Origin of the sequence: Psychrobacter fulvigenes (assembly GCF_904846155.1) — a bacterium.
GTDB lineage: Bacteria > Pseudomonadota > Gammaproteobacteria > Pseudomonadales > Moraxellaceae > Psychrobacter > Psychrobacter fulvigenes.
The window spans coordinates 3011323-3036413 of record NZ_CAJGZP010000001.1 but is presented as its reverse complement, the minus strand read 5'-3'; the positions used below and the strand labels follow the sequence as shown (position 1 = coordinate 3036413).

The 25091-nt window shown below is 44.4% G+C and carries 22 protein-coding genes; 10 read left to right on the top strand and 12 right to left on the bottom strand.

Going from position 1 to position 25091, the window contains the following annotated elements; genetic code table 11:
• Positions 1 to 95: 95 nt before the first annotated feature.
• The 5 genes from JMX03_RS12825 to rdgB all read right to left on the bottom strand — a co-directional run bounded on the left by JMX03_RS12825 (position 96) and on the right by rdgB (position 6075).
• The gene (locus tag JMX03_RS12825; protein ID WP_201597238.1) at positions 96 to 1118 is read right to left on the bottom strand and encodes an SDR family NAD(P)-dependent oxidoreductase; all 1023 of its coding nucleotides are present in this window, start codon (positions 1116 to 1118) and stop codon (positions 96 to 98) included.
• A gap of 225 nt (positions 1119 to 1343) precedes the next feature.
• Complete coding sequence (gene clpX, locus JMX03_RS12820; RefSeq protein WP_201573466.1) at positions 1344 to 2618, bottom strand: ATP-dependent protease ATP-binding subunit ClpX; 1275 nt, start codon at positions 2616 to 2618, stop codon at positions 1344 to 1346.
• A gap of 116 nt (positions 2619 to 2734) precedes the next feature.
• Complete coding sequence (gene clpP, locus JMX03_RS12815) at positions 2735 to 3367, bottom strand: ATP-dependent Clp endopeptidase proteolytic subunit ClpP (protein WP_201598143.1); 633 nt, start codon at positions 3365 to 3367, stop codon at positions 2735 to 2737.
• Between the two features lie 329 nt (positions 3368 to 3696).
• On the bottom strand, positions 3697 to 5040 hold the full coding sequence (gene tig, locus JMX03_RS12810; protein WP_201597237.1) for a trigger factor: 1344 nt from the start codon (positions 5038 to 5040) through the stop codon (positions 3697 to 3699).
• A gap of 393 nt (positions 5041 to 5433) precedes the next feature.
• Positions 5434 to 6075 (bottom strand): RdgB/HAM1 family non-canonical purine NTP pyrophosphatase, encoded by a 642-nt coding sequence (gene rdgB, locus JMX03_RS12805; RefSeq protein WP_201597236.1) that lies wholly within the window; start codon positions 6073 to 6075, stop codon positions 5434 to 5436.
• Between the two features lie 524 nt (positions 6076 to 6599).
• Between rdgB and JMX03_RS12800 the strand changes: the two genes are divergently transcribed.
• Positions 6600 to 7229: a superoxide dismutase gene (locus tag JMX03_RS12800; protein ID WP_201573479.1), complete on the top strand. Its 630-nt coding sequence runs from the start codon at positions 6600 to 6602 to the stop codon at positions 7227 to 7229.
• A gap of 74 nt (positions 7230 to 7303) precedes the next feature.
• Here JMX03_RS12800 and JMX03_RS12795 read toward each other — a convergent pair whose 3' ends face one another.
• The 3 genes from JMX03_RS12795 to JMX03_RS12785 form a co-directional block, all read right to left on the bottom strand.
• Positions 7304 to 8011 carry a hypothetical protein gene (locus JMX03_RS12795; RefSeq protein WP_201597235.1) on the bottom strand — a complete coding sequence of 236 codons (708 nt, stop codon included), beginning with the start codon at positions 8009 to 8011 and terminating at the stop codon, positions 7304 to 7306.
• Positions 8012 to 8073: 62 nt separating this feature from the next.
• Positions 8074 to 8889: a DUF72 domain-containing protein gene (locus JMX03_RS12790; protein WP_265090482.1), complete on the bottom strand. Its 816-nt coding sequence runs from the start codon at positions 8887 to 8889 to the stop codon at positions 8074 to 8076.
• Positions 8890 to 8926: 37 nt separating this feature from the next.
• Positions 8927 to 9961 carry a polyprenyl synthetase family protein gene (locus tag JMX03_RS12785; RefSeq protein WP_201597233.1) on the bottom strand — a complete coding sequence of 345 codons (1035 nt, stop codon included), beginning with the start codon at positions 9959 to 9961 and terminating at the stop codon, positions 8927 to 8929.
• 587 nt (positions 9962 to 10548) lie between these two features.
• Between JMX03_RS12785 and fadB the strand changes: the two genes are divergently transcribed.
• From fadB to JMX03_RS12765, 4 genes are all read left to right on the top strand, one after another.
• Positions 10549 to 12708, top strand: a complete 2160-nt coding sequence (gene fadB, locus JMX03_RS12780; protein ID WP_201597231.1) for a fatty acid oxidation complex subunit alpha FadB — start codon at positions 10549 to 10551, stop codon at positions 12706 to 12708.
• A 229-nt stretch (positions 12709 to 12937) separates the two neighbouring features.
• On the top strand, positions 12938 to 14110 hold the full coding sequence (gene fadA, locus JMX03_RS12775) for an acetyl-CoA C-acyltransferase FadA (RefSeq protein WP_201597218.1): 1173 nt from the start codon (positions 12938 to 12940) through the stop codon (positions 14108 to 14110).
• A gap of 275 nt (positions 14111 to 14385) precedes the next feature.
• Positions 14386 to 14964: an isochorismatase family protein gene (locus tag JMX03_RS12770; RefSeq protein WP_201597215.1), complete on the top strand. Its 579-nt coding sequence runs from the start codon at positions 14386 to 14388 to the stop codon at positions 14962 to 14964.
• A gap of 105 nt (positions 14965 to 15069) precedes the next feature.
• Positions 15070 to 15672: a DUF1287 domain-containing protein gene (locus JMX03_RS12765; protein WP_201597213.1), complete on the top strand. Its 603-nt coding sequence runs from the start codon at positions 15070 to 15072 to the stop codon at positions 15670 to 15672.
• Positions 15673 to 15883: 211 nt separating this feature from the next.
• On the opposite strand, the gene asd is transcribed toward JMX03_RS12765, so the two are convergent.
• Positions 15884 to 16741, bottom strand: coding sequence for an archaetidylserine decarboxylase (asd, locus tag JMX03_RS12760; RefSeq protein WP_201597211.1), 858 nt, complete (start codon positions 16739 to 16741; stop codon positions 15884 to 15886).
• A 118-nt stretch (positions 16742 to 16859) separates the two neighbouring features.
• Here asd and dtd point away from each other — a divergent pair, with 118 nt between their 5' ends.
• The 3 genes from dtd (at position 16860) to phoR (ending at position 19431) form a co-directional block, all read left to right on the top strand.
• Complete coding sequence (gene dtd, locus JMX03_RS12755) at positions 16860 to 17315, top strand: D-aminoacyl-tRNA deacylase (protein WP_201597209.1); 456 nt, start codon at positions 16860 to 16862, stop codon at positions 17313 to 17315.
• Positions 17316 to 17483: 168 nt separating this feature from the next.
• Complete coding sequence (gene phoB, locus JMX03_RS12750; protein ID WP_201573518.1) at positions 17484 to 18188, top strand: phosphate regulon transcriptional regulator PhoB; 705 nt, start codon at positions 17484 to 17486, stop codon at positions 18186 to 18188.
• 160 nt (positions 18189 to 18348) lie between these two features.
• Entirely contained in the window at positions 18349 to 19431 is a 1083-nt protein-coding gene (phoR, locus tag JMX03_RS12745) for a phosphate regulon sensor histidine kinase PhoR (RefSeq protein WP_201597207.1), read from the top strand.
• Here the strand turns inward: phoR and JMX03_RS12740 are convergent.
• Positions 19428 to 20018, bottom strand: coding sequence for a M23 family metallopeptidase (locus JMX03_RS12740; RefSeq protein ID WP_201597206.1), 591 nt, complete (start codon positions 20016 to 20018; stop codon positions 19428 to 19430). The genes phoR and JMX03_RS12740 overlap by 4 nt on opposite strands.
• A gap of 210 nt (positions 20019 to 20228) precedes the next feature.
• Here JMX03_RS12740 and JMX03_RS12735 point away from each other — a divergent pair, with 210 nt between their 5' ends.
• Positions 20229 to 20945 carry a putative quorum-sensing-regulated virulence factor gene (locus tag JMX03_RS12735; RefSeq protein ID WP_201597205.1) on the top strand — a complete coding sequence of 239 codons (717 nt, stop codon included), beginning with the start codon at positions 20229 to 20231 and terminating at the stop codon, positions 20943 to 20945.
• Positions 20946 to 21140: 195 nt separating this feature from the next.
• Here the strand turns inward: JMX03_RS12735 and JMX03_RS12730 are convergent, their stop codons facing one another.
• Complete coding sequence (locus tag JMX03_RS12730) at positions 21141 to 22124, bottom strand: alpha/beta hydrolase family protein (protein WP_265090481.1); 984 nt, start codon at positions 22122 to 22124, stop codon at positions 21141 to 21143.
• A gap of 404 nt (positions 22125 to 22528) precedes the next feature.
• On the opposite strand from JMX03_RS12730, the gene JMX03_RS12725 reads away from it, so the two are divergent.
• The gene (locus JMX03_RS12725) at positions 22529 to 23206 is read left to right on the top strand and encodes an LOG family protein (protein WP_201597204.1); all 678 of its coding nucleotides are present in this window, start codon (positions 22529 to 22531) and stop codon (positions 23204 to 23206) included.
• 266 nt (positions 23207 to 23472) lie between these two features.
• Here JMX03_RS12725 and JMX03_RS12720 read toward each other — a convergent pair whose 3' ends face one another.
• The gene (locus tag JMX03_RS12720; protein ID WP_201597202.1) at positions 23473 to 25080 is read right to left on the bottom strand and encodes an FAD-dependent oxidoreductase; all 1608 of its coding nucleotides are present in this window, start codon (positions 25078 to 25080) and stop codon (positions 23473 to 23475) included.
• Positions 25081 to 25091 lie beyond the last annotated feature (11 nt).

The following is a 25091-nucleotide window of genomic DNA, read 5'->3' as shown; positions in this document are numbered from 1 at the left end:
GTGGCGATTTTAAAATTCCTTGACTATACAAAAAAAGCGCTCAAACACGGATGGTGTTTGAGCGCTTTTTCATTGCGTAATGTTGCTAAAACAGATTATGTCGTGGCGCTGGGTTTTTTATTGCGGCGTGGTTTTAGCTTACGCGAGAGCTTATTGACGTCGTTCAGTACCTTGCTATAACGCGCTGGAAAGACACGCTGCACTGCATCGATCATCTTGGCGTCGTTGCCAATCAAACAGCGCGGCTGATTTGTCGCTGCCGCTTGCAAGATAATCCAAGCAGCCTCGTTGGCGTCGAACTTCAAAAGCTTATTAAAGCTCTTGATGGCTTTGGGGCCAGCGCGCATACCGATATCATTTATACTATTATTGCCACGGGCACTATTGGCGATATTGGTCTTGATACCCCCTGGATGGATGCAGGTCGCTGACACGCCGCAGCACTGGATATCAAGCTCTTGACGCAGGCTTTCGGTAAAGCCGCGCACGGCAAATTTGCTGGCATTATAGGCAGACTGTGAAGGCTGGGCCGTCAAGCCAAACAAACTTGAGATGTTGATGATATGACCATGCTCATTGAACTGACGTGATTTATTGTTCTGATTGCCATCGTTATCGGTTTCACTGAGTTTTACGCTGTTTTTAATCAATGGCAAGAAGGCTTTGGTACCGTAAACTACGCCCCAAAAATTGATATCCATCACCCATTCAAGCTCGCTAATGCTGCTACCTTCGACAGTAGAATATAGCGCAACTCCAGCATTGTTAAAGATAAAGTTCACTTTGCCATGCTCGCTCATCACGCTGTCCGCCCATGCTTCAACGGCTTTATTGTCCGAAACGTCGAGTACGGTAGTGGTGACCTTGATATCGTAACCGACGAGCAGATCTTGGGTTTCTGCGAGCTGTTCGGCGTTGATGTCTGATAGCGCCACGTGGCAGCCCATCTTGGCCAAATGCATAGCAAGGGCACGGCCCATCCCAGAGCCTGCACCAGTGATAGCAGCGACATGGTTGTGATAGTAGTCTTTTATATCGGTATCATTAGCAGTGGTTGGCAAAAGGTTTGCAAGCAGGGGAGTGCGCTTCTGCAATATTGCAGTAATGGTATTGGCCATGATAAACAGTCCTTTGTATCATTGATATTGATGGATTTAAAGTAAAGCTTTTAAGGTTTACCTTAGCATGATTTGTATGCAGTACTCAGAACGATTGATAAACGCACATGTCACTTTATTTAAAGGTTTTGCAAATCACAGATATAAAAACGGCGTCTTAGCAATGATGCCAGACGCCATTTTTATAGACTAGATTGGTATAAAGTCAGACTAAGAAAAAGCAGACTACGCAACTTTCGGTGTTTTGCCTTCGTTGATAACGGCTTCATCGACAGTGACCAGCTTTGCATTTTCCATCGATGGTAGCTCGTACATGGTCTCAAGCAGAGCGTTCTCTAAGATAGAGCGCAGCCCACGAGCCCCTGTTTTGCGCGCCATTGCTTTTTTGGCGATCGCGTCCAGTGCTTCTTGAGTAAAGGTGATCTCAGCGCCTTCCATATCGAACAGATATTTGTACTGCTTCACAAGCGCGTTTTTTGGTTCTGTGAGAATCTGTACCAAGGCCTCTTCATCAAGCTCTTGTAACGCAGCGAGGACTGGCAGACGACCAATCAGCTCAGGAATGAGACCAAACTTAATCAAATCCTCAGGCTCTACTTGTTGCAATAAATCTGAGCTGCGACGGCTGTCATCTTTTGAGCTAACATCGGCATTGAAGCCAATGCCTGTCTTTTCAGTACGCTGCTGAATGACTTTATCAAGACCAGCAAATGCACCACCAACGATAATAAGGATGTTGCTGGTATCAACTTGAATCAGCTCCTGCTGCGGATGCTTACGTCCACCATGAGGAGGAATAGCGGCAACCGTACCTTCGATAAGCTTTAGCAAGGCTTGCTGTACACCTTCGCCTGACACATCACGCGTGATAGACGGGTTGTCGCCTTTTTTGCTAATTTTGTCAATCTCATCGATATAAATGATGCCTTGCTCAGCTTTGCTCACATCATAGTCAGAAGCTTGCAGCAGCTTTTGTACGATATTCTCCACATCTTCACCGACATAGCCTGCTTCGGTTAAGGTCGTGGCATCCGCCATCGCAAACGGCACATCAAGCAGACGTGCTAAAGTTTGCGCCAGTAAGGTCTTACCCGAGCCCGTTGGACCGATGAGCAAGATGTTACTTTTAGCGAGCTCTACCATCGCATCATCAGCGCCAATCTTGGCTTTTTTACTGTCTTTTGCGAGTGTTTGACTGACTTTGAGGCGTTTGTAATGGTTGTAAACCGCAACAGCCAAGGCTTTTTTGGCTGCGTCCTGTCCGATGACATATTCATCAAGCTTGGCACGCAGCTCCTTGGGGGTTGGTAGCTTTTTATTGACCCAAGAAGTATCAATTTCGCTATCGTCATCACCCTCTTCGGCGCTGTCAGCGATTAAGTCAGTACATAGTTCAATACACTCATTACAGATATTGGCATCGTCAGCGGCGATCAGTTGTTTGACTTCGCTTTTGGCTTTACCGCAAAACGAGCACTGCGGATTATTATCTTCTGCCATATAAAGGCACTCCTAAAATTTAAAGCTTATACCAATCCAAAAAACGCCTTAGTCTTTAGTTTTCTGAATTGGTATTATTATTTGTCTCATATTGCTGAGCGATAGAGCGACTGTCTTTATAAAAAAGCAGGGCGGCGCTCTAGTACTTCATCAACTAAGCCGTAGTCTTTGGCAGCTTCAGCACTCATAAAATTATCGCGGTCGGTGTCTTTATCCAAGCGCTCAACAGGCTGACCAGTATGCTCTGCGAGTAGACGATTCAGCTTGGCTTTTAGCTCAATGATCTCACGGGCATGAATTTCGATGTCCGAAGCTTGACCACGGAAACCGCCCAATGGTTGGTGAATCATGACTCGTGAGTTTGCAAGGGCATAGCGTTTGCCTTTTGCACCAGCAGACAACAAGAACGACCCCATTGAGGCAGCTTGACCTAGGCAAATAGTAGACACGTCAGGCTTGATGAAGTTCATGGTGTCATAAATTGCCATACCTGCTGTCACCACACCACCTGGTGAGTTGATATACAAGTGGATGTCTTTATCAGGGTTTTCAGCTTCCAAAAATAGCAGCTGCGCCACGATTAAGTTGGCCATATTGTCTTCGACTTGACCCGTCAAAAAGATAACGCGCTCACGTAATAGACGTGAGAAGATATCAAACGAGCGCTCACCGCGTGAGGATTGTTCGACAACCATCGGTACTAAGGCGTTTTGAGCATTTTGGGCACCTTGAGCATTGTGTGCACTCATTAAAGTATCAAAGTGAGGGTTAGACGTAATGCGATCATAATCTGTCATAAAATGTCCTATAAATAAGGAAGTGTATAAAATAAAGGGCTATATAAGGTAAATACCTAGATACTAATCAATAAAAGAATCAGTCAGTATGTAGCTGATATGGTTATAGTGTGGTTATGATTATAGTAGTAAACGTGGCTATGTGAGCAATTATCCCTTATTAATAAGGGGTCTGTATACCTTTATCAAGGGGTTAGCACATAATCCACGAATAAAAATACCCTAACGAGTTGTTAGGGCATTCATCATAAATTCCAAATCAGTAGCGCGAATACGCTGGATTACATACCTTGCTGCTGCTGTTGCTGAGCAGCCAGTAGGTCTTGGTAGCTGACTTCTTTATCAGTGACGGTACCTTGATCAATCAGATAATCAACCACTTGGTCTTCTAGAACCACAGACTCAATGTTAGCACGTTGCTGCTTGTCATTGGTGTAGTACTCGATTACCTCTGCTGGATCTTCGTAGTTTTCTGCCGCTTCTTTGATAAAGGCTTCAACGCGGTCTTGATCCACTTCTAGATTTTGCGTATCGATGACACGGGCTACGATGATACCAAGACGGGCAGCACGTAATGCTTGCTCTTCAAATAGCTCATTAGGCAGCATGTCTTTATCAAAGCTGTCAGCACTGGCACCAAACTGCTGAGAGAAACGCTGCATCATCATGTTGCGTTGACGGTCGATTTCTTGCTCTAGCATAGCGTTAGGCACATCGAATTCATTCCTTTCTAATAATGCATCAAAAGTCGCTTGCTTAACTTGGCTACGCGCAGCATTTTTGATTTCGCGTTCCATGTTTTTGCGTACGTCTTCTTTAAGCTTCTCAACACCGCCTTCTTTTACGCCGAACAGCTCAAGGAACTCTTCATCGATTTCAGGCATCTTAGATCTTTCAACTAATTTTACGTTGATTTTGAACTGAGCTTCTTTACCTGCTAGGTTTTCAGCTTGGTAGTCTTCTGGGAAAGTCACGTCGATGACTTTTTCTTCGCCCGCTTTCATGCCTTTGATGCCATCTTCAAAGCCTGGAATCATCTGACCGCTACCCATGATGAGTTTGAAGTCTTCAGCTGAGCCGCCTTCGAATTTCTCACCATCGATAGAGCCTTCAAAGTCAAAAGTGACTTGGTTGTCTTTGGCCGCCATGCCCTTTTTCTCAACGAACTCAGCACGCTGCTTTTGTAGGTTTTCAATCATAGTGTCAACGTCTTCGTCTTGCACAGACGCAGTATGACGCTCAACTTCGATCTCATTGATACCTTGCACGTCGATTTCAGGGAAGATCTCAACCGTCGCTTGATAAACCAAGAAGTCATCTTCAAGTTTTACGTCGTCGATATTTGGCATGCCTACTGCACGCACGTCTTCAGCTTTGATGGCTTCAAATACGGTATCACGGATCACATCGTTGATCACTTCTTGCTGAATGCCAGCACCGTACTGAGAGCGGATATGTGACATCGGCACATTACCCTTGCGGAAACCGTCAATCTTGGCAGTTTTCGCAACTTGGCGAATGCGGCCTTCGACTTTGTTTTGAATTTTTTCAACGGGAACTTTAACAGTCAGCTGAGTTTCTTTTTCAGACAGCTTGTTGGTTGTGATCTGTAAATCTGTAGCCATGTTGATTACACCTTTAATGGTTAAAATAACAAACAATCAGTCCTCAAAGCGTGCAGGGTGGCTGATTGCCATTGGAATGAATAGGGGACATTAATAACCAGATAATGCGAATGGCACTATCTGGCATCGAATATCAATAATAAGTCGCCAGCTATTTTACCTACTGCGCTTGAATAATCACGCTCTTTCATAGGCGGTAAAGACAATTGGCTTCTTACAATAAAATTTTAAAAGTAGAACAGTATAATCTATCTGTTAATTAAAGTAAAAGTTATCTGTTTACGGTCGATTCACTTTGTAGCAGTTAAGTCGGCAAGTTTTTAATTCAGTTAGCTAAAATAGCATTAAAGGAAACCGTCCTTATAATACTGTTCATTCTATATAGGGTACATTCTATAAAGGCAACTGTGCTAAAAGTTTCTGAATAGCTTGTCCACGATGGCTGATGCTGTTCTTTTCAGCAGCGCTTAAGCTTGCAGCCGTTGCTTGCAGCTCGGGCGACCAAAACAGTGGGTCATAACCAAAGCCGCCATCGCCCTGTAACGACGCTAAAATCTCACCCTGCCATAAACCTTGCGCGATAATGGGTAGTGGATCATCAGCATGGCGTACCAGTGCCAATACACAAACGAACATCCCTTTAATAGGAGCGTCAGGTTGCTGCTCACGAATAGGCTGTAAGTCTGCGATGAGTTTGGCGTTGTTCATCGTATCATTGCCGTGTTCGCCAGCATAACGGGCAGAGTAGATGCCTGGCGCATTGCCGAGTACTGGCACGCACAGACCTGAATCATCAGCAATCGCAGGCAATCCGCTGATGCGACTGGCGTGACGCGCTTTAATAATGGCGTTTTCGACAAAGCTTAAACCATCTTCAACCGCATCTTCGATGTCCAGCTGCCCTTGAGGTACGATGCTAATACCAAGATTAGCTTCAGCGAAAAGCCTTTGTAACTCTGCAAGTTTGCCTTTGTTATTACTGGCGAGTACCCATTGGTTGTGGCTAGATGCGGATGACGATACAGCAGCGCTCATAAAATATGTCCGTAAATATAAGAATGAATGATATAGATAGCTTGATACTGTGGTTGTATTTTCACCATTATCTAGTATAGGATTGTCACAGTGAATAGTCAGCAGATGACTTGTTAGGATAGCACTTATCCTAGAGCAGCTTTTGCTTTAGGGCAGTTATTGTCAAATTTGGTCAGAAAGTACTTAATTTCTGCAAGTTTTCACTGGATTTTGACAAATTAGTACCAAGTAACCGCTGTCTATAACATTCGGTAACTGATATTGTCGGTTACTATTGCTATAATGGTTATCAAGCTACAGTGAATTATAGCTTATCGCTTGTGAATTTAAAGTTAACAATACAATAAGTACGAAGTTACTTATTGCTCTTTGTTACTTAGATTCATTTTGGTGCGCAATAGCACATCAAGCAATAATAAACATTCATTAACAATAAACTCAGCCAATTTAGCTCGATATTTTGTTGTATCTTTTTTTAAGATAGCCAAAATATGAGTGGCCAAATAAGCAAGGATAAAATAATTATGTCAAAGATTACTCTACCAGACCTACCGTATGCAAAAGACGCCCTTGAACCACATATCAGTGCCGAAACTCTAGAATACCATCATGATAAGCACCATGCAGCTTATGTAAACAAGCTAAACGAATTGCTACCTGGTTCTGGCCTAGAAGACAAAACACTGCCAGAAATCATCGAAGCAACAGCAAATGATGATAGCAAGCAAGGTATGTTTAACCAAGCAGCACAAGTATGGAACCACACGTTCTACTGGAACTGTATGACTCCAGATAATGGTGGTGGCGAGCCAACGGGCGATCTAAAAGCCAAAATCGAAGAAGATTTCGGTAGCTATGATAAGTTCCGTGAAGAGTTCAAAAACGCAGCATTGACTCAGTTTGGTTCAGGTTGGGCATGGCTAGTCGCTGACAAAGTAGGCGGCAAACTATCAATTGCTAAGACTGGTAACGCTGGTACACCACTAGCGAACGGTCAAGTAGCTGTATTGACGTGTGACGTATGGGAACATGCGTACTATGTCGATTATCGCAACCGTCGTCCTGACTATGTTGATACGTTCCTAGACAAGCTAGTGAACTGGGACTACGCAAACGCAAAATATAAAGGTCAAGATGCTGGCGTTGAAGAGTAATCTTTAACCACTAAGTATTTGATTAAAAAAAGGACGCTGAGAGGCGTTCTTTTTTTTGGTTTGAATTTCATTCTTTACCAATATTCAGCACCGTGAATTTGATTACCTTCTAATGCGTCCACTGAGTTATCAATTATCTCAACAGCATTTTCTATAATGCTTTCAATCAATTTTTGTTCTTCATAATTTAAATAATATTTCGTAATAATAGTTTCATAATTACTAGACATGGGTATAAAGGCGGAATAATGTACACATAATCTATTGTTCTTAGATGAAAGTATAAGCTCTAAGTGAGTCTCACTCTCTACTCCAGTAAGATATAAGTAGTCTCCTAGATTAAATTTTTGGAGACTCTTCGCTTCTTTCCATTGAGGTTTTGAAGAACCATCAATTTGACCAATCTCGTATAAGGAAGATACTTTAGTTTCTGACGCTTCAAAGAAAAAATCCATTAATCTTTTACGTTCTGAAATTTGAAAATCGAAAAAATATTCGCGTTTTTCATAATTTGAACTAGGGTTAGAGAGAGTACCTTCTAGAACGTAAGATTTCAAAATCTCAGAAGGGCGTTTATCCCACCATCCATTGAGTTCTGAGTGTGGCGGTAACCACAAAATGTAAGCTTTTCCTTCCTCAGCATAGTACTCGTTATCTTCAAGTTTTATAGAATGTTTTTTTCCAACTTCTGGTAGTAAATCCTCTAACTCGATAGTATATTTCCAACTTTTATCCCAACACAATTTTGACCATTGCATCGTTTGTAGAAGCTCAATACTCATTATCATCCTTTTATTTAGTTTCTTAGATCAAAAAATTAGTCGAAACTGACAAATCTATTAACCTACAACACCTCAAACCCAAAATTGCCCAACGCTTCCCTCAATATCGCAATATTATAATAAGCATGCGCCTTGACGGTATTTTGAAAGAAGATATAGAGCGTATCAAAATGCTGACGCTGATTGGCAATGGCTTGCGCCCAATCCTGCATCTCCGCCTCGCTATAGCGATAATCATGACGGTCGGCTGCGCTCATGGCATCCCACCAGTTTAGATTATTACCATGCATGCGCAGATAGCCTGTGCGCTCGGTAAATATCAGCCGTGACGGTGGTAGACCGCTGACTTTGGGGTAATCAACGCTACACCAAATCAGCCCTTGCTCGACAAAGCTATCGACCACTTGCGGGGTATGCCAGCCGTTATGACGAAACTCAACGGCTAACGGATAGTCCTTAAACCAACTGACCAGATTTGCCAGATATAGACGATGCTCACGGGTACGATCAAAGCCATGCGGGAATTGCAGCAGTAGTGGTGCTAGAGCGTTGGCTTCGATAAGTGGCGTGAGAGCATTTAGAAACGCTTGCGCATGTTCGGCAGTGCCTCTGCGTGCATGAGTAAAGTCTTGATGTAGCTTGACGGCAAACTTTAACTCACTGTCCGCCTGCACATAGGCTTTATTGACCATACCCGCAAAAGCTTTTTGTCCAATAGGTGCATAAAAGGTGCTATTAATCTCAACCGCGCCGTATTGCTTGGCGTACTCCCGTAAAAAGTCCGTCTTCTTGGTGCCAGTTGGATACAGCGTGCCGAGTAGGTCGGTGTCGCTATAACCGCCAGTGCCGAGATAAATACGGGGAAGATGGTTTGCCATTATTTATATAGCCCTTTTTTATACTTATAGCGAGCGCTTACTTTTTACGTGCCCAGAGCCATTCTATTAGAGCAATAAGCGCTTGATTATCTGCACTGTCATTAAGCTCACGGCTGCTCAACTCACGAACGATGGCTGCGCGTCCGTCATCAAACAGTGACTGCGCGTAGCTTTTGGCAGCGTCTACGCCCATCAACTTTACATAAGTGGACTTGTCTAGCTTTTCATCGCTGCCAGCAGGTTTGCCCAAATCATCGGTCGTTGTAGTGACGTCTAAGATGTCATCTTGTACTTGAAAGGCGAGACCAATATGTTGCGCGCATTCTTGTAGCGCAATACGCTGCGGCGCAGTCGCGCCAGCACAAATCCCGCCCATCAGCATCGCAGCTTCGATGAGTGCCCCTGTTTTATCACGGTGGATAGCTTCTAAATCTTCTTGTGAAATATCAGTGCTGGCCTCTGCGTTTAGATCGAGCATCTGACCTGAGACCATACGTCGCGCACGCGGTGCAAAAACCGCCAACAGCTGATTGGCTATACTGGCATCAAAAGGGGCAAAGCTTGGTAGGTCGGCAGTCAATACTTCAAAGGCTAATGTTTGCAGTACATCGCCTGCTAGCAGTGCGGTTGATTCTTCAAAGACGATATGAGCGGTCGGCTGTCCACGACGCAGGTCGTCATCGTCCATACAAGGCAAGTCATCGTGTACCAGTGAATAGGTGTGTAGTAGCTCTACTGCCAAAGCGGCACGCCGACACATGTCGTAGCGTGAGTCATCGTCCAAAAGTGTCTCTAGACTATCCGTTGTCGCTGCAAGCGTTGCATCGTCAGCTAACAGATCGGTCGGATGGACACTTGTAGCAATACTGGCAAAGCTACTCGCAACCAATAACGGACGTACGCCTTTACCTTGACCCGTCATCACATAACGGCAAGCATCAACCAACGGACTTGGCAGATTCGCGTAAGCAAACAATAAATCAATATCTTGCGCCAGTTGCGTACGCAAAGCGCTGTGAAACTGCTCAAAATTGGTGAAAGGAACAAAGCGAGGCGCAGAAGAAATAGACATAACTCAACCAACCACAAGGTGAATAAAAGTAGAAATGATGCTAGTGTAACATGATAGCTTATATGGCTTACACGCCTACTTTTATGAAGGCTTATATTAGTTACGTATTGACAGTTTCACTTGTTGGTTGCATATGTTTTGATGAGAGAGTAAGTTATTGAGCTAGCCCTAAATAATTTGTATATTTTAAGCCCTGTTTTAGACGTTGATAAAAGTATAAATAAGGCTTCTCCTAAAGTAGAGGATAGTCATGGATATACTTGGCATAGATTTAATAGTGACTTACGAGTCTGGCATTAAGCTGTGACAGTCAGGGGCATAATCCCCTACACTAATTGACGTCAAAAATGGTCTAATGCCCTATAAACATAGTGTTTAAGTCATTAGATGCAAACTTAAGTGAAAACCCTCAGGATAATAACGACGCGCCATGCAATTGAGCGCTGGATAATAAAGACATCGCCACTGCTGTGAATGGCAGTGATTTTACTCGTTTTACTAACAATAAACGGCTATTTTTTAAGTTTAAAACGTAGCTTTTATAATTTTTTAATACATAGCTTTTATTACATAGCAAGGAGTTTCAAATGGTATACCAAGGAAATCGCATCACGGTGACAATGCTAGAGGATGGCATCGCCAACATGCAGTACAACGCCGAAAATGAGAGCGTGAACAAGTTCGATGCTGAAACCAATAAGCAGTTTACTGAAGCGGTAAATGCACTTGAAAAATCTAACGATGTAAAAGGCTTGATTGTTACCTCAAGCAAAGGCGTGTTTATCGCTGGTGCTGATATCACTGAATTCGTCGGCTCGTTTAAGAAGCCAGAAAATGACATTAAAGATTGGGTTATTGGTATCAATGACACCTTTAACCGCTTTGAAGACCTGCCATTCCCAAAAGTAGCGGCAATCAATGGTGCAGCGCTTGGCGGCGGTTGTGAGATGACCTTGGTTTGTGAATATCGCGTCATGAGTGATAAGGCAATCATCGGTTTACCTGAAACTCAACTGGGTATTTTCCCAGGCTTTGGTGGTACGGTTCGTAGTACTCGCGTCATCGGTATCGATAATGCGCTTGAGCTCATCGCAACTGGTAAGCCCCAAAAAGCGTTGGATGCTTTAAAGCTAGGCTTGGTTGATGCCACCGTTGCTGCTGATGATTTGCAAGATGCGGCAGTAGATCTGGTCAAAAGATGTATCTCAGGTGAGCTTGATTGGCAAGCCAAGCGTGAAGAGAAACTAAACCCAGTTAAGCTCAATCAGCTTGAGCAAGCGATGGCATTCAATAGTGCCAAAGGCATGATCTTTGCCAAAGCCAATCCAAAGCAATATCCTGCGCCTGCGCTCGCTATTGAAGCGATTGAAAAGCATGTGAATCTGCCACGTGATAAAGCGATTGAAGTGGAAGCGACTTATTTCGCCAAAGCGGCGAAAACACCACAAGCAGAAAGCTTGGTGGGCCTGTTCTTAAACGATCAGCTGGTCAAAAAACTAGCGAAAAAACACAGCAAGCAAGCGCATGACATCAACGAAGCTGCCGTACTAGGCGCTGGTATCATGGGCGGCGGTATTGCTTATCAGGCAGCCAGTAAAGGATTGCCAATCATCATGAAAGACATCAAATCTGAGCAAGTAGATTTGGGTATGGGTGAGGCCAGCAAAATCTTGGCCAAAATGGTTGATCGCGGTAAGATGACGCCAGCCAAAATGGGTGAGACCTTAAGCCGTATTCGTCCAACGCTCAATTATGGTGACTTTGGCGATACTGACATCGTTATCGAAGCAGTCGTAGAGAATCCAAAAGTTAAGCATGCGGTACTAAAAGAAGTAGAAGGCTTAGTGAAAAAAGATGCGATTTTGGCATCTAACACTTCAACCATTTCTATCACGCATCTGGCGACGGTACTTGAGCGTCCAGAAAACTTCGTCGGCATGCACTTCTTTAACCCAGTACATCGTATGCCACTGGTAGAAGTTATCCGCGGTGAGAAGTCATCTGAAGAAGCCATTGCGACGACCGTTGCGCTGGCTTCCAAAATGGGCAAAGTACCTGTCGTCGTCAATGATTGCCCAGGTTTCTTAGTCAACCGTGTCCTGTTCCCGTACTTTGGTGCGTTTGATTTGCTCCTTAAAGAAGGCGCTGATTTCGTTCATGTCGATAAAGTCATGGAAAAATTCGGCTGGCCAATGGGCCCTGCGTATCTAATCGACGTCGTCGGTCTTGATACGGGTGTACATGGCGCAGAAGTCATGGCAGAAGGTTTCCCAGATCGCATGAAGCCTGACTATAAAGGTGCCATCAAGCATCTATACGAGAACGAGCGTTTGGGTCAGAAAAACGGCGTTGGTTTCTACAAGTATGAAACGGACAAGCGTGGTAAGCCAAAGAAAGTCGCTGATGATGCCACTTATGCCTTGCTGCAAGAAACCACTGACAGCAACAAGCAAGAGTTTGATGATCAAACCATCATCGACCGTACCATGCTGGCTTTCTGTAATGAAACCGTACGTTGCCTAGAAGACAACATCGTAGCGACACCAAGCGAAGCTGATATGGCGATGATCATGGGCGTTGGCTTCCCGCCGTTCCGTGGTGGTCCTTGCCGTTATATCGACCAGATGGGCCTAGAGAATTACTTGGCACTTTGTGAGAAGTATGCGCACCTTGGCAAAGCCTATGAAGCGCCGCAAAAGATTCGCGACATGGCAGCAGCAGGCGAGACTTTTTACCCAACCGCTTAATGAGCATACCGAAATAGGATAAGTGCCGTACGTTTGCTCTTGAGAGCGACAACTATTCAGTGATCGACATGCTTCAATGCCAGACGTACGGTTATAGTTGGTTCAGTAAGATTCTAATATCAGTAAATCAAGCCTAAAGGTACACATCGTATGTTAAGCGATAGGGATGATTTAATAGAATTAAAGTGAACTGACTACACTGACAATAAAAATTGAAAAGGAAGATAGTATGACAACTTTAAGTCCAAAAGATGTGGTCATCGTAGACGGTGTACGTTCAGCGATGGGCAAAACCAAAAACGGTATGTTCCGTCATGTACGTGCAGACAATTTATCAGCTGAGCTAGTACGTGCGTTGGTTGAGCGTAATGACTTTGATACCAATGATATCGAAGATATTATCTGGGGCTGTGTCAACCAGACACTAGAGCAAGGAATGAACATCGGCCGTAATATCGGTCTGCTGGCTGGTATTCCAAAGACAGCTGGCGGTCAAACGGTTAACCGTCTATGTGGTTCATCTATGCAAGCGCTACATACTGCCGCTGCGCAAATCATGACCAATCAAGGCGATACTTTCATCATCGGTGGTGTTGAGCATATGGGTCACGTTGGGATGATGCATGGCATCGATCTAAACCCAGCGGCTTCTAAGCACTATGCCAAAGCCTCAAACATGATGGGCTTGACGGCTGAGATGCTTGGTCGTATGAATAACATCAGCCGCGAAGAGCAAGACGCCTTTGGTCTGGAGTCGCATCGCCGCGCATGGGCTGCGACTACCGAAGGCCGTTTTGACAATGAGATCGTCGGTATCGAAGGGCATGATGAAGCTGGACGCTTGCAGTTATGTACCGTCGATGAAGTGATTCGTCCAGATGCCACCTTGGAACAAATGCAAAAGCTACGTCCAGCCTTTGATCCAAAAGGCGGTACGGTGACAGCGGCGACGTCTTCTGCACTCTCTGATGGTGCGGCGGCAATGTTGGTCATGAGCGCTCAAAAAGCCAAAGATCTAGGTCTCAAGCCACGTGCTCGTATCCGTAGCATGGCAGTCGCTGGTTGTGATGCCGCTATCATGGGTTACGGTCCTGTACCTGCCACGCAAAAAGCACTGAAACGTGCTGGCATGAGCATCGATGATATGCAGACCATCGAGCTCAACGAAGCGTTTGCAGCACAAGGCTTATCAGTATTAAAAGCGCTGAACTTGACGGATAAGCAAGACATTATCAATATCAATGGTGGCGCGATTGCTCTTGGTCATCCACTCGGCTGTTCAGGTGCGCGTATCACGGTTACTTTGCTAAACGCAATGGAGCAGATGGATACTGAAATTGGCCTTGCGACTATGTGTATTGGTCTTGGTCAAGGTATCTCTACTATCATTGAGCGTGTGTAAGCTTTTAGAGTTACAATGCAATTTGCAGTGACTTGGTAAAAGATAGATAGTTGTATTAGTAAAAGCTCTCAGTTCATTATTGGCTGGGGGCTTTTTTATTGGGCACAGAAGAGTGTGTTATTGATGACACAGTGTTCATAAGTTGTTACTGCAGAGGATGTTCATTGACGGACTGAACAAAATATGACTAAATAAGAGCGTATCCTATAACTATAAGTAAACCCGTTATTTGGTCTGCAGCCAGTTGCTGCAAGCGTACAAGGAGTGTATGTACTATGTCATCTACTATAATTACCGACCGCACCTATCGTATTGCCCGTGAAAACACGCAAGCCATGCTGATCGATGTCCAAGAGCGTTTGGCGCCACACATCTATGACAATGAAAACATTGACAAAAAGATCATTACTTTGGTTAAGGGACTGCAAGCGCTTGATATTCCAGTTATGCTCAATGAGCAATATAAAAAAGGTCTAGGCGATACTTTACCCGAGATTCTTGAAGTCTTAGAAGGTGATAATGCCAAAAGCTTTGAAAAAGTGACTTTTAGTGCCTGTGATAATGATGATTCATGGAATTATCTTGCGCAGCAAAACCGTAGTATCGTCTTATTGTTCGGAACCGAAGCTCATGTATGTGTGATGCAAACAGCGCTTGATCTACTCGATAACGGTATGCAGCCAGTCATCATTGCTGATGCGGTTGGCTCAAGGTTCCCTTATGATAAAAAGCAAGCCATTCGCCGTATCCGCCGTGCGGGCGCGGTTATAACGACGGTTGAATCAATCTTGTTTGAACTATGCCGTAGCAGTAAAGACCCTGCATTTAAGACCATTAGTAATTTGATTAAGTAGATAACTATCTAACGGTTTAAACATTTTCAATTATCAAATGGTACTTAATGATCACCTTAAGTACCATGACATGACCCAAATACCCATCAGAACAAGGCAGAGTGAATGAATAGGAACAAGCGCTACGGTTCAAAGAGTTTTCTAGCCGTTGTATTGTCAGTCATGCTCATACAACCTACCGTTGCTGCGAGTCCTATTAGTAGTGGTAACAAGCTGGCGCTGGATGCCAAAAAGCAAATCGGTGTCACTGTCAGCTACGATCCTGCGTATCGTAAGTTGGCGTTTCCTCGCGGAGATGTGCCAATAGAGACTGGCGTCTGCACTGACATGATAGTGCGTGCGTATCGCTTGCAAAACATCGATTTGCAGCAACTGGTCAATCATGATATGAAGTCGAATTGGTCAGCGTATCCGAAGCATTGGGGACTAAAATCAACCGATAAAAACATCGATCATCGCCGTGTGCCCAATCTTGAAGTCTACTTTGAGCGTCACGGCCAGTCGTTATCTATTACCGATAAAGACAGTTTTAAAGCTGGTGATATTGTAACTTGGCAGCTGCCAAATGGTAACTTACCCCATATCGGTATCGTCTCTGATAATAAGGCCGCGAATGGCACGCCGCTCATTATTCATAATATTGGCCGTGGTACGCAAGAAGAAAATATTCTGTTTGCTTATCCTATCACCAAGCATTTTCGCTATTAGTTTTCCATTTTTGCTATCAGTCTTCAAAGTCTGGTCACAAAAAGGCCAATAGTATGGCTCATACTATTGGCCTTTTTTACCGCTTAGGTTTTTATCTTTTTAAGCTTATACCAAATCCAAAAATTAGAGTAATGCGGAAAACTTGCGCAAGTACTACACTTAGTAGGCTTAGCAATTTTGACAAAGTTAATCGTATTTTTTGGATCTGGTATTACTCAGTTTCTTCGACACTGATATTGTTATTAGCTAAGCCAAGCAATTGCCCCATTTGTACAGCAGTATTAGCCATTATATTATCTTGCCAGTCAGCTTTGGCGGCTTTCGGTAATACGACAATCGCAGTTGATCCGAGGTAAAAGCGGCCAAGCTCATCGCCTTTTTTAAGCTTCATGTCGTGTTCCGCTTCTTGAATATCATCGGTGCGCGTAATTTTGCCTGTGGCTACGGTTTCGATACCGGCGACAATCATCGCTCCGACCAATACAACGGCAGCTTTGCCGTATTCGGTATCAAAAAGACAAACCAAACGCTCGTTGCGCGCAAATAAATCAGGAACATTGGCGGCAGTGGTAGTATTGACTGAAAACAGGGTGCCTGGTACATAACGGGTCTTGGTCAAAGTTCCCGCGAACGGCATGTGTACACGGTGATAGTTGCTAGGGGCGAGATAGACGGTGGCAAAGCTGCCATCAGCGAAATAGTTGCCATCTTCATTATTAGCAAGTAGCTGCCCAATGTCGTAATGTCTGCCCTTAGCTTGTAGTAGCTTGTGGTCTTGTATCTGCCCTAACTGAGAGATCAATCCATCAGCAGGGCTGACGATGCCCTGTGCGGTGGTATCGATAGCACGGGCATCGTCTTTGAGCTCACGAGTAAAAAAATCATTAAAGCTCTCATAAGCATTCAGGCTTTGACGCTCATAATCTTCTAAGCTGATATCATAGGCCTTGGCAAAGCTGCGGATAAAAGCACGCTTCACCATTGGATGACGGCTAGCGGCTAGACGTCCAGCGGCCTTACTGATTTTTTGTTGTGGCACAAACTGTTGAATGGTAGTAAATAAATTCATGATAGGTGACCAAAATAGTTATTAAAATAAGAAAGTAGCACTAGAGAATCATTAATCTTGATATTTTATCATGGTCAGCATCTGAGGGTATGACCATAATCGTTAAAGGAGGTAATCAATGAAAGCACTTATCCAGCGGGTCAATCGTGCCAGTGTCACTGTTGATGAAAGCTGTGTTGGCTCAATTGAGCAGGGTATACTGGCATATATTGGCTTGGGACATGATGATACCTTCCAAAATGCGCAGCGGATGATAGATAAAATCCTCACCTATCGTATTTTTGAGAATGAAAGCGACCCAGCTAAGTATGGCAAGCTAGATCTAAACGTGCAGCAAGTTGCTGGCGGGTTATTGTTGGTGCCGCAGTTTACCTTGATGGCAAAGACAGACAAAGGCCGTCGCCCTGACTTTGGCCCAGCAATGGCACCTGATGCTGCCCAAGCTTTGTTTGAGCAGCTGGTCGCTTATGCCAAGACCCAGTATTCAAAGATCGCAGCTGGTCAGTTCGGTGCCAATATGCAGGTAGAAAGCATCAATGATGGGCCGCTGAACTTTTTATTAGAGGTGGTGTGAATCGCTATGGTTTAAATCGCTAAAAGTGGTTTAAAACTTAATTGTCATCAAACTGTCATAATTAATGCGTTTAATAGACGCACATTGACGAGTGTCTATCGTCTTTTTTTGCACCTTAAATTCTCGCACCCTATAATCCTTACCAACGCTTTATAACAAGGTTGTCGTATGTATAATGAGCAGATTTTGATTGTCGAAGATGAGCCTGCGATTCGTGAGATGGTTGTAATGACATTAGAGATGGCGGGATTCGATAGCTTGCAGGCGGCCGATGTGTCAGAAGCGCACCAGCAAGTGGTTGATCACCGTCCTGCGCTCATCTTATTAGATTGGATGCTACCAGGAGACAAAAGCGGTATTGATTTTTGTCGAATGCTCAAAAATGATGAATTGCTCGCTGAGATACCTGTCATTATGCTGACGGCCAAAAGTGAAGAAGATAGTAAGGTTCATGGTCTTGATGCTGGTGCTGATGATTATATGACCAAGCCCTTCTCAACACGTGAGCTGATTTCGAGAATCAAGGCAGTATTGCGTCGCAGTAGTGCGCTCAGCGCTGACAAGTCCATCGAAGTAGGTAAGCTGAGCCTAGATCCCAAAAGCCAACGCGTCACCGCTGCTGGGAAAACCATTGAGATTGGCCCGACAGAGTATCGTCTATTGGCATTTTTTATGAGTCATCCAGAGCGTGCTTATACGCGAACGCAGCTACTAGATCAGGTTTGGGGCGGCAATGTCTATATCGAAGATCGAACCATTGATGTACACATCAGGCGCTTACGTAAATTATTAAAGCCCCACGACTGCGATACTTTAATCCAAACCGTCCGCGGTACGGGCTATCGCTTCTCTAGTCTGGTTGAAAACATATAGTCGGAGCACTTTTAAACCGCTACGGTGTTACCTGACCTAGATGTGCTTAGTGTACTATCTGCGGTCGGTCACCTTGTAGCGATTTTAAAACTCCTTGACTATATAAAGCAGTTTCCAAAAGTAGTAGGTCAATTGCAGTGGCTAGTAGTGAGGATGATAGATGACTATGGAAAATGAACAAAAGGTTATGCAGCAAGATCAAGTCGCTCAGCAAGACGTGATGGGTCAGCTTAAAAAGATCAGAAGTTCACTACGGGCATTGCAAGATGCGGTGATATTACTAAATGACGATGATAGTTTGGAATGGTGGAATCAGGCTGCTGAGGACTTATTGTTGTTGCAATCAAACGATAAGGGCAAGAGTATTTTTGACTTTATTACTGTTCCTGAATTTCGTCAGTACTATCAGAACATGACGACACCCAACGATGGTGTCCATATGACATCATGGCGAGATCCTAAGCGTTATCTCAAATGTGAGCTCACACCTTTTGGTGACGAAAAGCTATTGATTATCTACGATGTGACGCGCTTGCATCATTTAGAGGAAATGCGTCGTGACTTTGTGGCAAACGTCTCGCATGAACTGCGTACACCATTGACAGTGATGATGGGCTATCTTGAGAACTTCTCAGGTCAGCCAGATATGCCGCCGCACTGGCAGCGCGGTTTTGAGCTGATGACCCAGCAGACAGCGCGTATGAATAGGATTGTCAACGACTTATTGCTGCTGTCTCGAATCGAAATCGAAGAGACCCATGAGCTGCACTATATTGATATGACCAAAATGCTCACTCATATTTATGATGATGCGCAGGCTTATAATAGCGAGTATGGGCATAGTATTCACTTGCAGATAGACACTTATGATGGGTTATACGGCTCGGAGATGTACTTAAATAGCGCCTTATCCAACTTGGTCATCAATGCAATTAAATACACGCCAAAAGGTGGCAACATAACCATCAGTTGGGCAAAAACCTCAGAAGGCTGCCAGTTTGCTGTTGAAGATGATGGCATCGGTATCGAGCCGCAGCATATCGCTCGTTTGACCGAGCGCTTTTATCGTATCGATAAAGGTCGCAGTCGCGCCACGGGCGGTACAGGATTGGGACTAGCCATTGTAAAGCACGTCTTATATCAATATGATGCAAACTTGCAAATTGAGTCGACAGAAGGCAAAGGCTCGACTTTTAGTGCCGTATTTCCAGCCAGCCATGTGCGCTCCGCTCCTACGGTCTAATCCTTTTGCAAAAGCGGATACGGGTTGACGGCGCTGCCATTAATATAAATACCGTAATGCACATGTGGTGGTGTGCCTTTGGCGTTGCCACTGTCACCGACATAGCCGATGACATCGCCAGCATCCACCCAATCGTTTGGACTGATATCCGCATAATCTTCTAGATGTGCATAATAATGTCCTGCACCGCCAGGCCCAACGACCACCACCACGCGCCCACCCAAAGTATTCTCCCCAACTTTGCTGACGATGCCTTGTGTCGTTGACTGTATCAGTGTGCCTCGCGGGGCAAATATATCAATGCCTTCATGAGAGCGCCCTTGGCTACGCGCTGCGCCCCAAGTGTCAGTTAGGTGCTGTTCTGGTAGCGGGCTGGGCAGGCTGTTTTCTGTTGGTAACTCTTGTTGTAATAAACTGAGCTGTTGCCACTTAGCAACGACAAACGACTGGGTTTGCTGGCTGATGCTTGGTAGCAATTTATCGAATACAAATAGTAGCGCTAGTAACACAGCAGCCTTCATCAGCACGCTTAATACACGGCGTAAAAAATTTGGCTTTGGTTGCTGTTCTTTTTGAGTCACTGGCATCGACATCTCTTATATTTATTTTATTGTTTACACTGATATTATAGAAGTCTTGGGCGCTAGGTTTGTATAGCATTGTTATATGTGGTTGTTATATTTGGCTTTTAGCCCCATAAATGAACAGGCAGTAGAGATAACTTCATCGAATACAACACTCGTTTTAAATGGTGAAAACTGGCTGTCATTTGTATCCAACTTGCTATGGTTAACTCTATGACTGACGCTTTCAAAACTGTTAACGCTGTTGATACGGCGCTTATTATCGATACCGAAACCGATCAAGGCCGCGATCCGAGACCTATCCAAGTTGCTACCATTAATGTGGCGACTGGTTATGAGTGGATGAAATACTTTAATAGTGGCCGATCTATTTCACCAGTCGTGATTAGGATTCATGGCATTACCGATGATGATGTCGCTGGACTTGAGCGCTTTGATTTGGAAGCGTTTGAATTGCCAACGTACTTGATTGGTCATAACGTCCGCTTTGACTGGCGGGTGATTGGTAGCCCGTCTGCTAAGCTGATCTGTACCGTGCGGCTGGCACGAGTGGCCTTTCCAGAATGGAGCGCCTATGGTCAGTCCAAATGTATCGAGCAGTTATTAGGTAAGGGCGAAGCAAGCAGGATGACGGTTGCGGCTCATGACGCGCTGGGCGATGCACGTATGTGCTACTTGCTCTATCAGGCTTGCTGTGAGCGCTTAGAGATTGCGCCAACAGACTTTTCTGCTGCTCATGCTATCTCTAATAAAGCCAATCCTGTGAGCAAGATGCCGTTTGGAAAGCATAAAGGCAAGCTCATTAAAGACGTGCCAATCAGCTATGTAAAATGGATGCTTGGTAACATCCATAACCTGACGCCTGCATTACATTCTGCTTTGAACAAGCGTATCAAAGCAGAAGCAGCAGCTAGCAACGCAAAAGAATAAATACTATGTAAAGTTACTTGGCATTATATACCTGACTTTCAACTTATTATGGACTATCGTAGGCTGTGGCTTTAGCCCAGCATTTTGCTTTTGCAAAGGTTCAAGCTGGGCTAAAGCCACAGCCTACGCCAATATATTTAGTTAGTTGAGAATGGGGTATTAGATATGTTAAATGAATCAAAGATAGCCTTGAGACTATTGCTGCTTATTTAGCCAATCCACCGCCATTTGCCAAAGCTGTGGTGCTTTTGCATTGGTTCTACTACTAAAATAACGCATGTGTCCGATGCTATTCAGCCCAAAGTCTTTTGGCTCAAAAAAGCGTTTTTCGACAGGCATTTTGGTAAACACGCGAATCATGTCATCCATATTTTTACTATTGGCGATATCATCATCGCTAAAGCCGAGCCATAAAGCGGGCATGCTAGTCTCATCGTAGAAATGCGTGTGTACGCTTTTGCCAAAGGCAGTCTTGATATAGCCTGCGCCATTGCACCACTCTCGCCACTGCCTAGCCACGCCGCGCGGTAAAGGCTCTCCCATGCCGATTTTATCTGAAGCGGTATATCCGAGAGTTAGGTTGCTCATGGGGATAAAGACATCCATAAAGCCCATTGCTTTTGCTTTATATGGCATGTTCATGTTTTTGATACGGCCTGATGAGCAGGCAACGTTGAATACAGAAGCGATCGCATCGTAATTTGGCATGAGACCAATCAGCTGACCGCCAGCGCTGTGACCAATTAAGTGATAACTGGCGTCAGCAAACTCATCTTGTAAGGCATCAACGACGGCTGGCATATCATGACGTCCCCAACTTATCAGGGTAGCGTCACATTTAGCCAAATCAGTGCTGAGTGATTCAGCGATACCTTCATTATCAAAGGTAATGACCCCAAAGCCTTGCTGGGCTAAAAAGTTAGCAAAATTGTGATAAAACTGACGTTTGATACCGGTGGCTGGAGCGATCATGACTGCTGTTTTTACCTCCTCTTTAGGGCGATAAACAGTCGCCGCTAGCGGATGGTTTCTATCGGTCATGATGGTCAAAGAATAACGCTCAATTGAAGGGGTTTCTGTTGAATGACTCTCGATATCGGTGTTGAGAGTGGCCGCAACTGTATTACTCACGGCATTGTCTTTTTGGTTTGAAGAGGACGGTATTTGATGGTTGTGCATTGTTATATCCTAACAGTCTTGGTGGTTTGTTCACTTTTAATAGGATTGATGAGCAGCCGTTTATGGGCGTTAATTTACTTTCGGGAGTTTACAAAAAACGTATTAAATGCGTAGTGATAAACCGTTGTTAGCGTGTGATAGCATGGCTTATGTTAGTATAGGTGCTGGCAAGAAAAGTATTTTATTTATGAGTGACTTTCAGACTCTTCACGGTATATTTTGATTCAGCTTGTCTCGTTAATCTGGTGCGTCATTAGTATAACGTTGATAACGTCGTTAAAAAACGGATAAAAAGATATGACGAGTATAAAAACAGTTGGTTAAAACACTATAGATGTTTATTAAAATAAATAACGAATAACAATCTCGCAAAAATGACACTTTACAAAATTTAAGGAAACCATATGCAAATGAATATTAACAATACAAATTATGAAGTATTAACCAGTCAGGATATTACGCATATTGAAAGAGCAGTGGATAAGGCAACCCTCACTATGCCACTGGTCGCTGTTTATTGTGGCTCACGTTCAGGCAATGATGAAGTATATGAAAAAGCCGCCCGTGACTTGGGTCAAGCATTGGCTGAAAACGGCTTGGGCTTAGTATATGGTGGCGCAAGTATCGGCCTTATGGGGGCAGTGGCAGATGAAGTAGTCAATGCTGGCGCCGAAGCAGTGGGCGTGATTCCAACCTTTATGCTCAAGCACGAAATCGCTCACGAAAAGCTGACACGTTTGCATTTGACTGACACCATGCATACGCGCAAGACGGTAATGGCAGAATATGCTGACGCTTTTGTCACCTTACCGGGTGGCCTTGGCACGCTAGAAGAGATTATGGAAATCGCCACTTGGCGTCAGCTGTATCAACACGAAAAACCCATGATTATTCTAAATATTAACGGCTTTTACGATAAGCTGATTGAGCATTTAGAGTATACGACTGAGCAAGGCTTTATGAAGCAGCAGGATCTTGATCGTTTGGTGGTCTGTAACACCATCGATGAAGCCATTGATTTACTACACATGATAGTCAAGATTGATGATGAAGTAGACACAGAAAAAATGATTGGGAAGTAACAGTCGTTTATCAACGACACGTTCAAAACATTAAAAACGGGAGTAAATGACCATGATTAGATCATTGCTCCCGTTTTTTTGTGCTCATGATTTGTGTTCATTATGAAAGCTAAAGACACATGCTATAGTCGATCCACTATAAGAAATAAAGTGCTACTGGGATGAGTTTTACGAAGCCTCTGGAGTGCACAGCGCACAGCAAGCGAGTAAAAGTTATACCAGCAGCACGCTATCATAGTTGTAATTCTTACAAACGAAGATAGCGCTTAAACCGGTGCTGAGCTATTTATCGTCACTTGCTCAACGCTATTATTAACCTTGGCCATCGCAACTGGGAATCCACGTGCTGCAGCTAAGGTATGCGCCAGTTTGTCGACAGTCACGCTACTATTATGAGCAAGATACTGCCATCGATGAGAATAACGATCATGATTGGCTGGCAAGTCGTGGTCTAGTAGACCAATCTCCATGAGTTGATCGACGATTTCATCAGCCGCTATCAAGGTCGATGACGCTTTGACGTTTTCAGCGCGTGCATAGCGTATATTAGGGTATAAGCTCACATCTGCTACTCGCAGTGTATCATCCGTACCAGGAATTTGCTGACCGCCGTACAGGGCATTGCCAACGCTGCGTGCGCTATTGAAGGTCGGCACAAACTCAGCGATGTAATCAATGGATTGCTGGCTGCGAGCCTGTAACGGAGTTTTGTCCCAGCCATCTTCGATATAGCGCACGTACTGATTGGGTAGTTTGGGTTGGGCGCTGTATTTGTTAGAAGCCACCAAACCATCAGCGAACAAGGTAATGGCTTTACTCATACCATGAATCTGAAAATAACCACCTGGATAAGGGGTCAACTGTGCCATACCATTTGGCGTCCCACGTTGACCATAGACGATAATCTCAGGTATCTGTCCGCCAGCATCACCCCAATGGGTAATATAGGAAGATTTAAACTCTACCATGCGCTTGACGTCGACACCGACCATATCGTCGATCACGCCAGTACGGAAACCGCAAGCATTGATCAGATAATCAACTTCAATAGATTTAGCATCTTCTTTTGCATGGCTGTTATCACTGTTATTTAGTTGATAGTCGATACGCCATCTAGTCACATGATGGTCAGCATTTGAGCAGTTGTCACAGTCAACAGCTACCACTTGCTGCACTTGGGTATCGGTAAAGATATGTGCATTATCATATTCTTCTAGCGCCAACTGTGCGGAAGCGGCTAGGCGAAAGATGTTCCAACCATATTCTTGTACCACAATTAGTGGAAACTTCACTTTATTGAGATCCAAGTATTTGGCAACCGGTATCATCCATTCATCGACACTGCTAGGGGTAGCGACTTGCTCACGTTCAGAGAGCTCAATTAATTGTTTATGACTATAGAGCTGATAATAACTCTCAGGCTTACCCAAGACTTCATTGCTTGGATCTTTTGCGATCAATTCGCGATAGGCGTCTGTTAAGATATCAAGGCGCGGTAGCAAGTCTTCTGGCAACCCCTCATCGCGAGTCGGTACGGCAAATACAGTCGGACGTACGTCAACGGTATAGGGGTACAGACGCAATATATCGATGCATTGCTTGAGTAATGCAACGCAGTCTTCATCAGAAATCTCACGGTAAAGGTTGCCGCCCGCATGCAGATGACACATCGGAGGGCCATCAATCAGAGAGCTTTTCTTTTCGAACACGTAGGTTTCAAGACCCAGTGCTGCAAGACGAATGGCTATTGTTGCGCCTGCTGTACCACCGCCCAAAATACCAACACGTTTTGCTGATTGATTGTGCGTGTTTTGATGAGAGCTGTCGTCCTGTTGCGTAAATTGAAGCTTTCGGTCTGTCAAAGGTTGAGTCATTGTCGTTATTG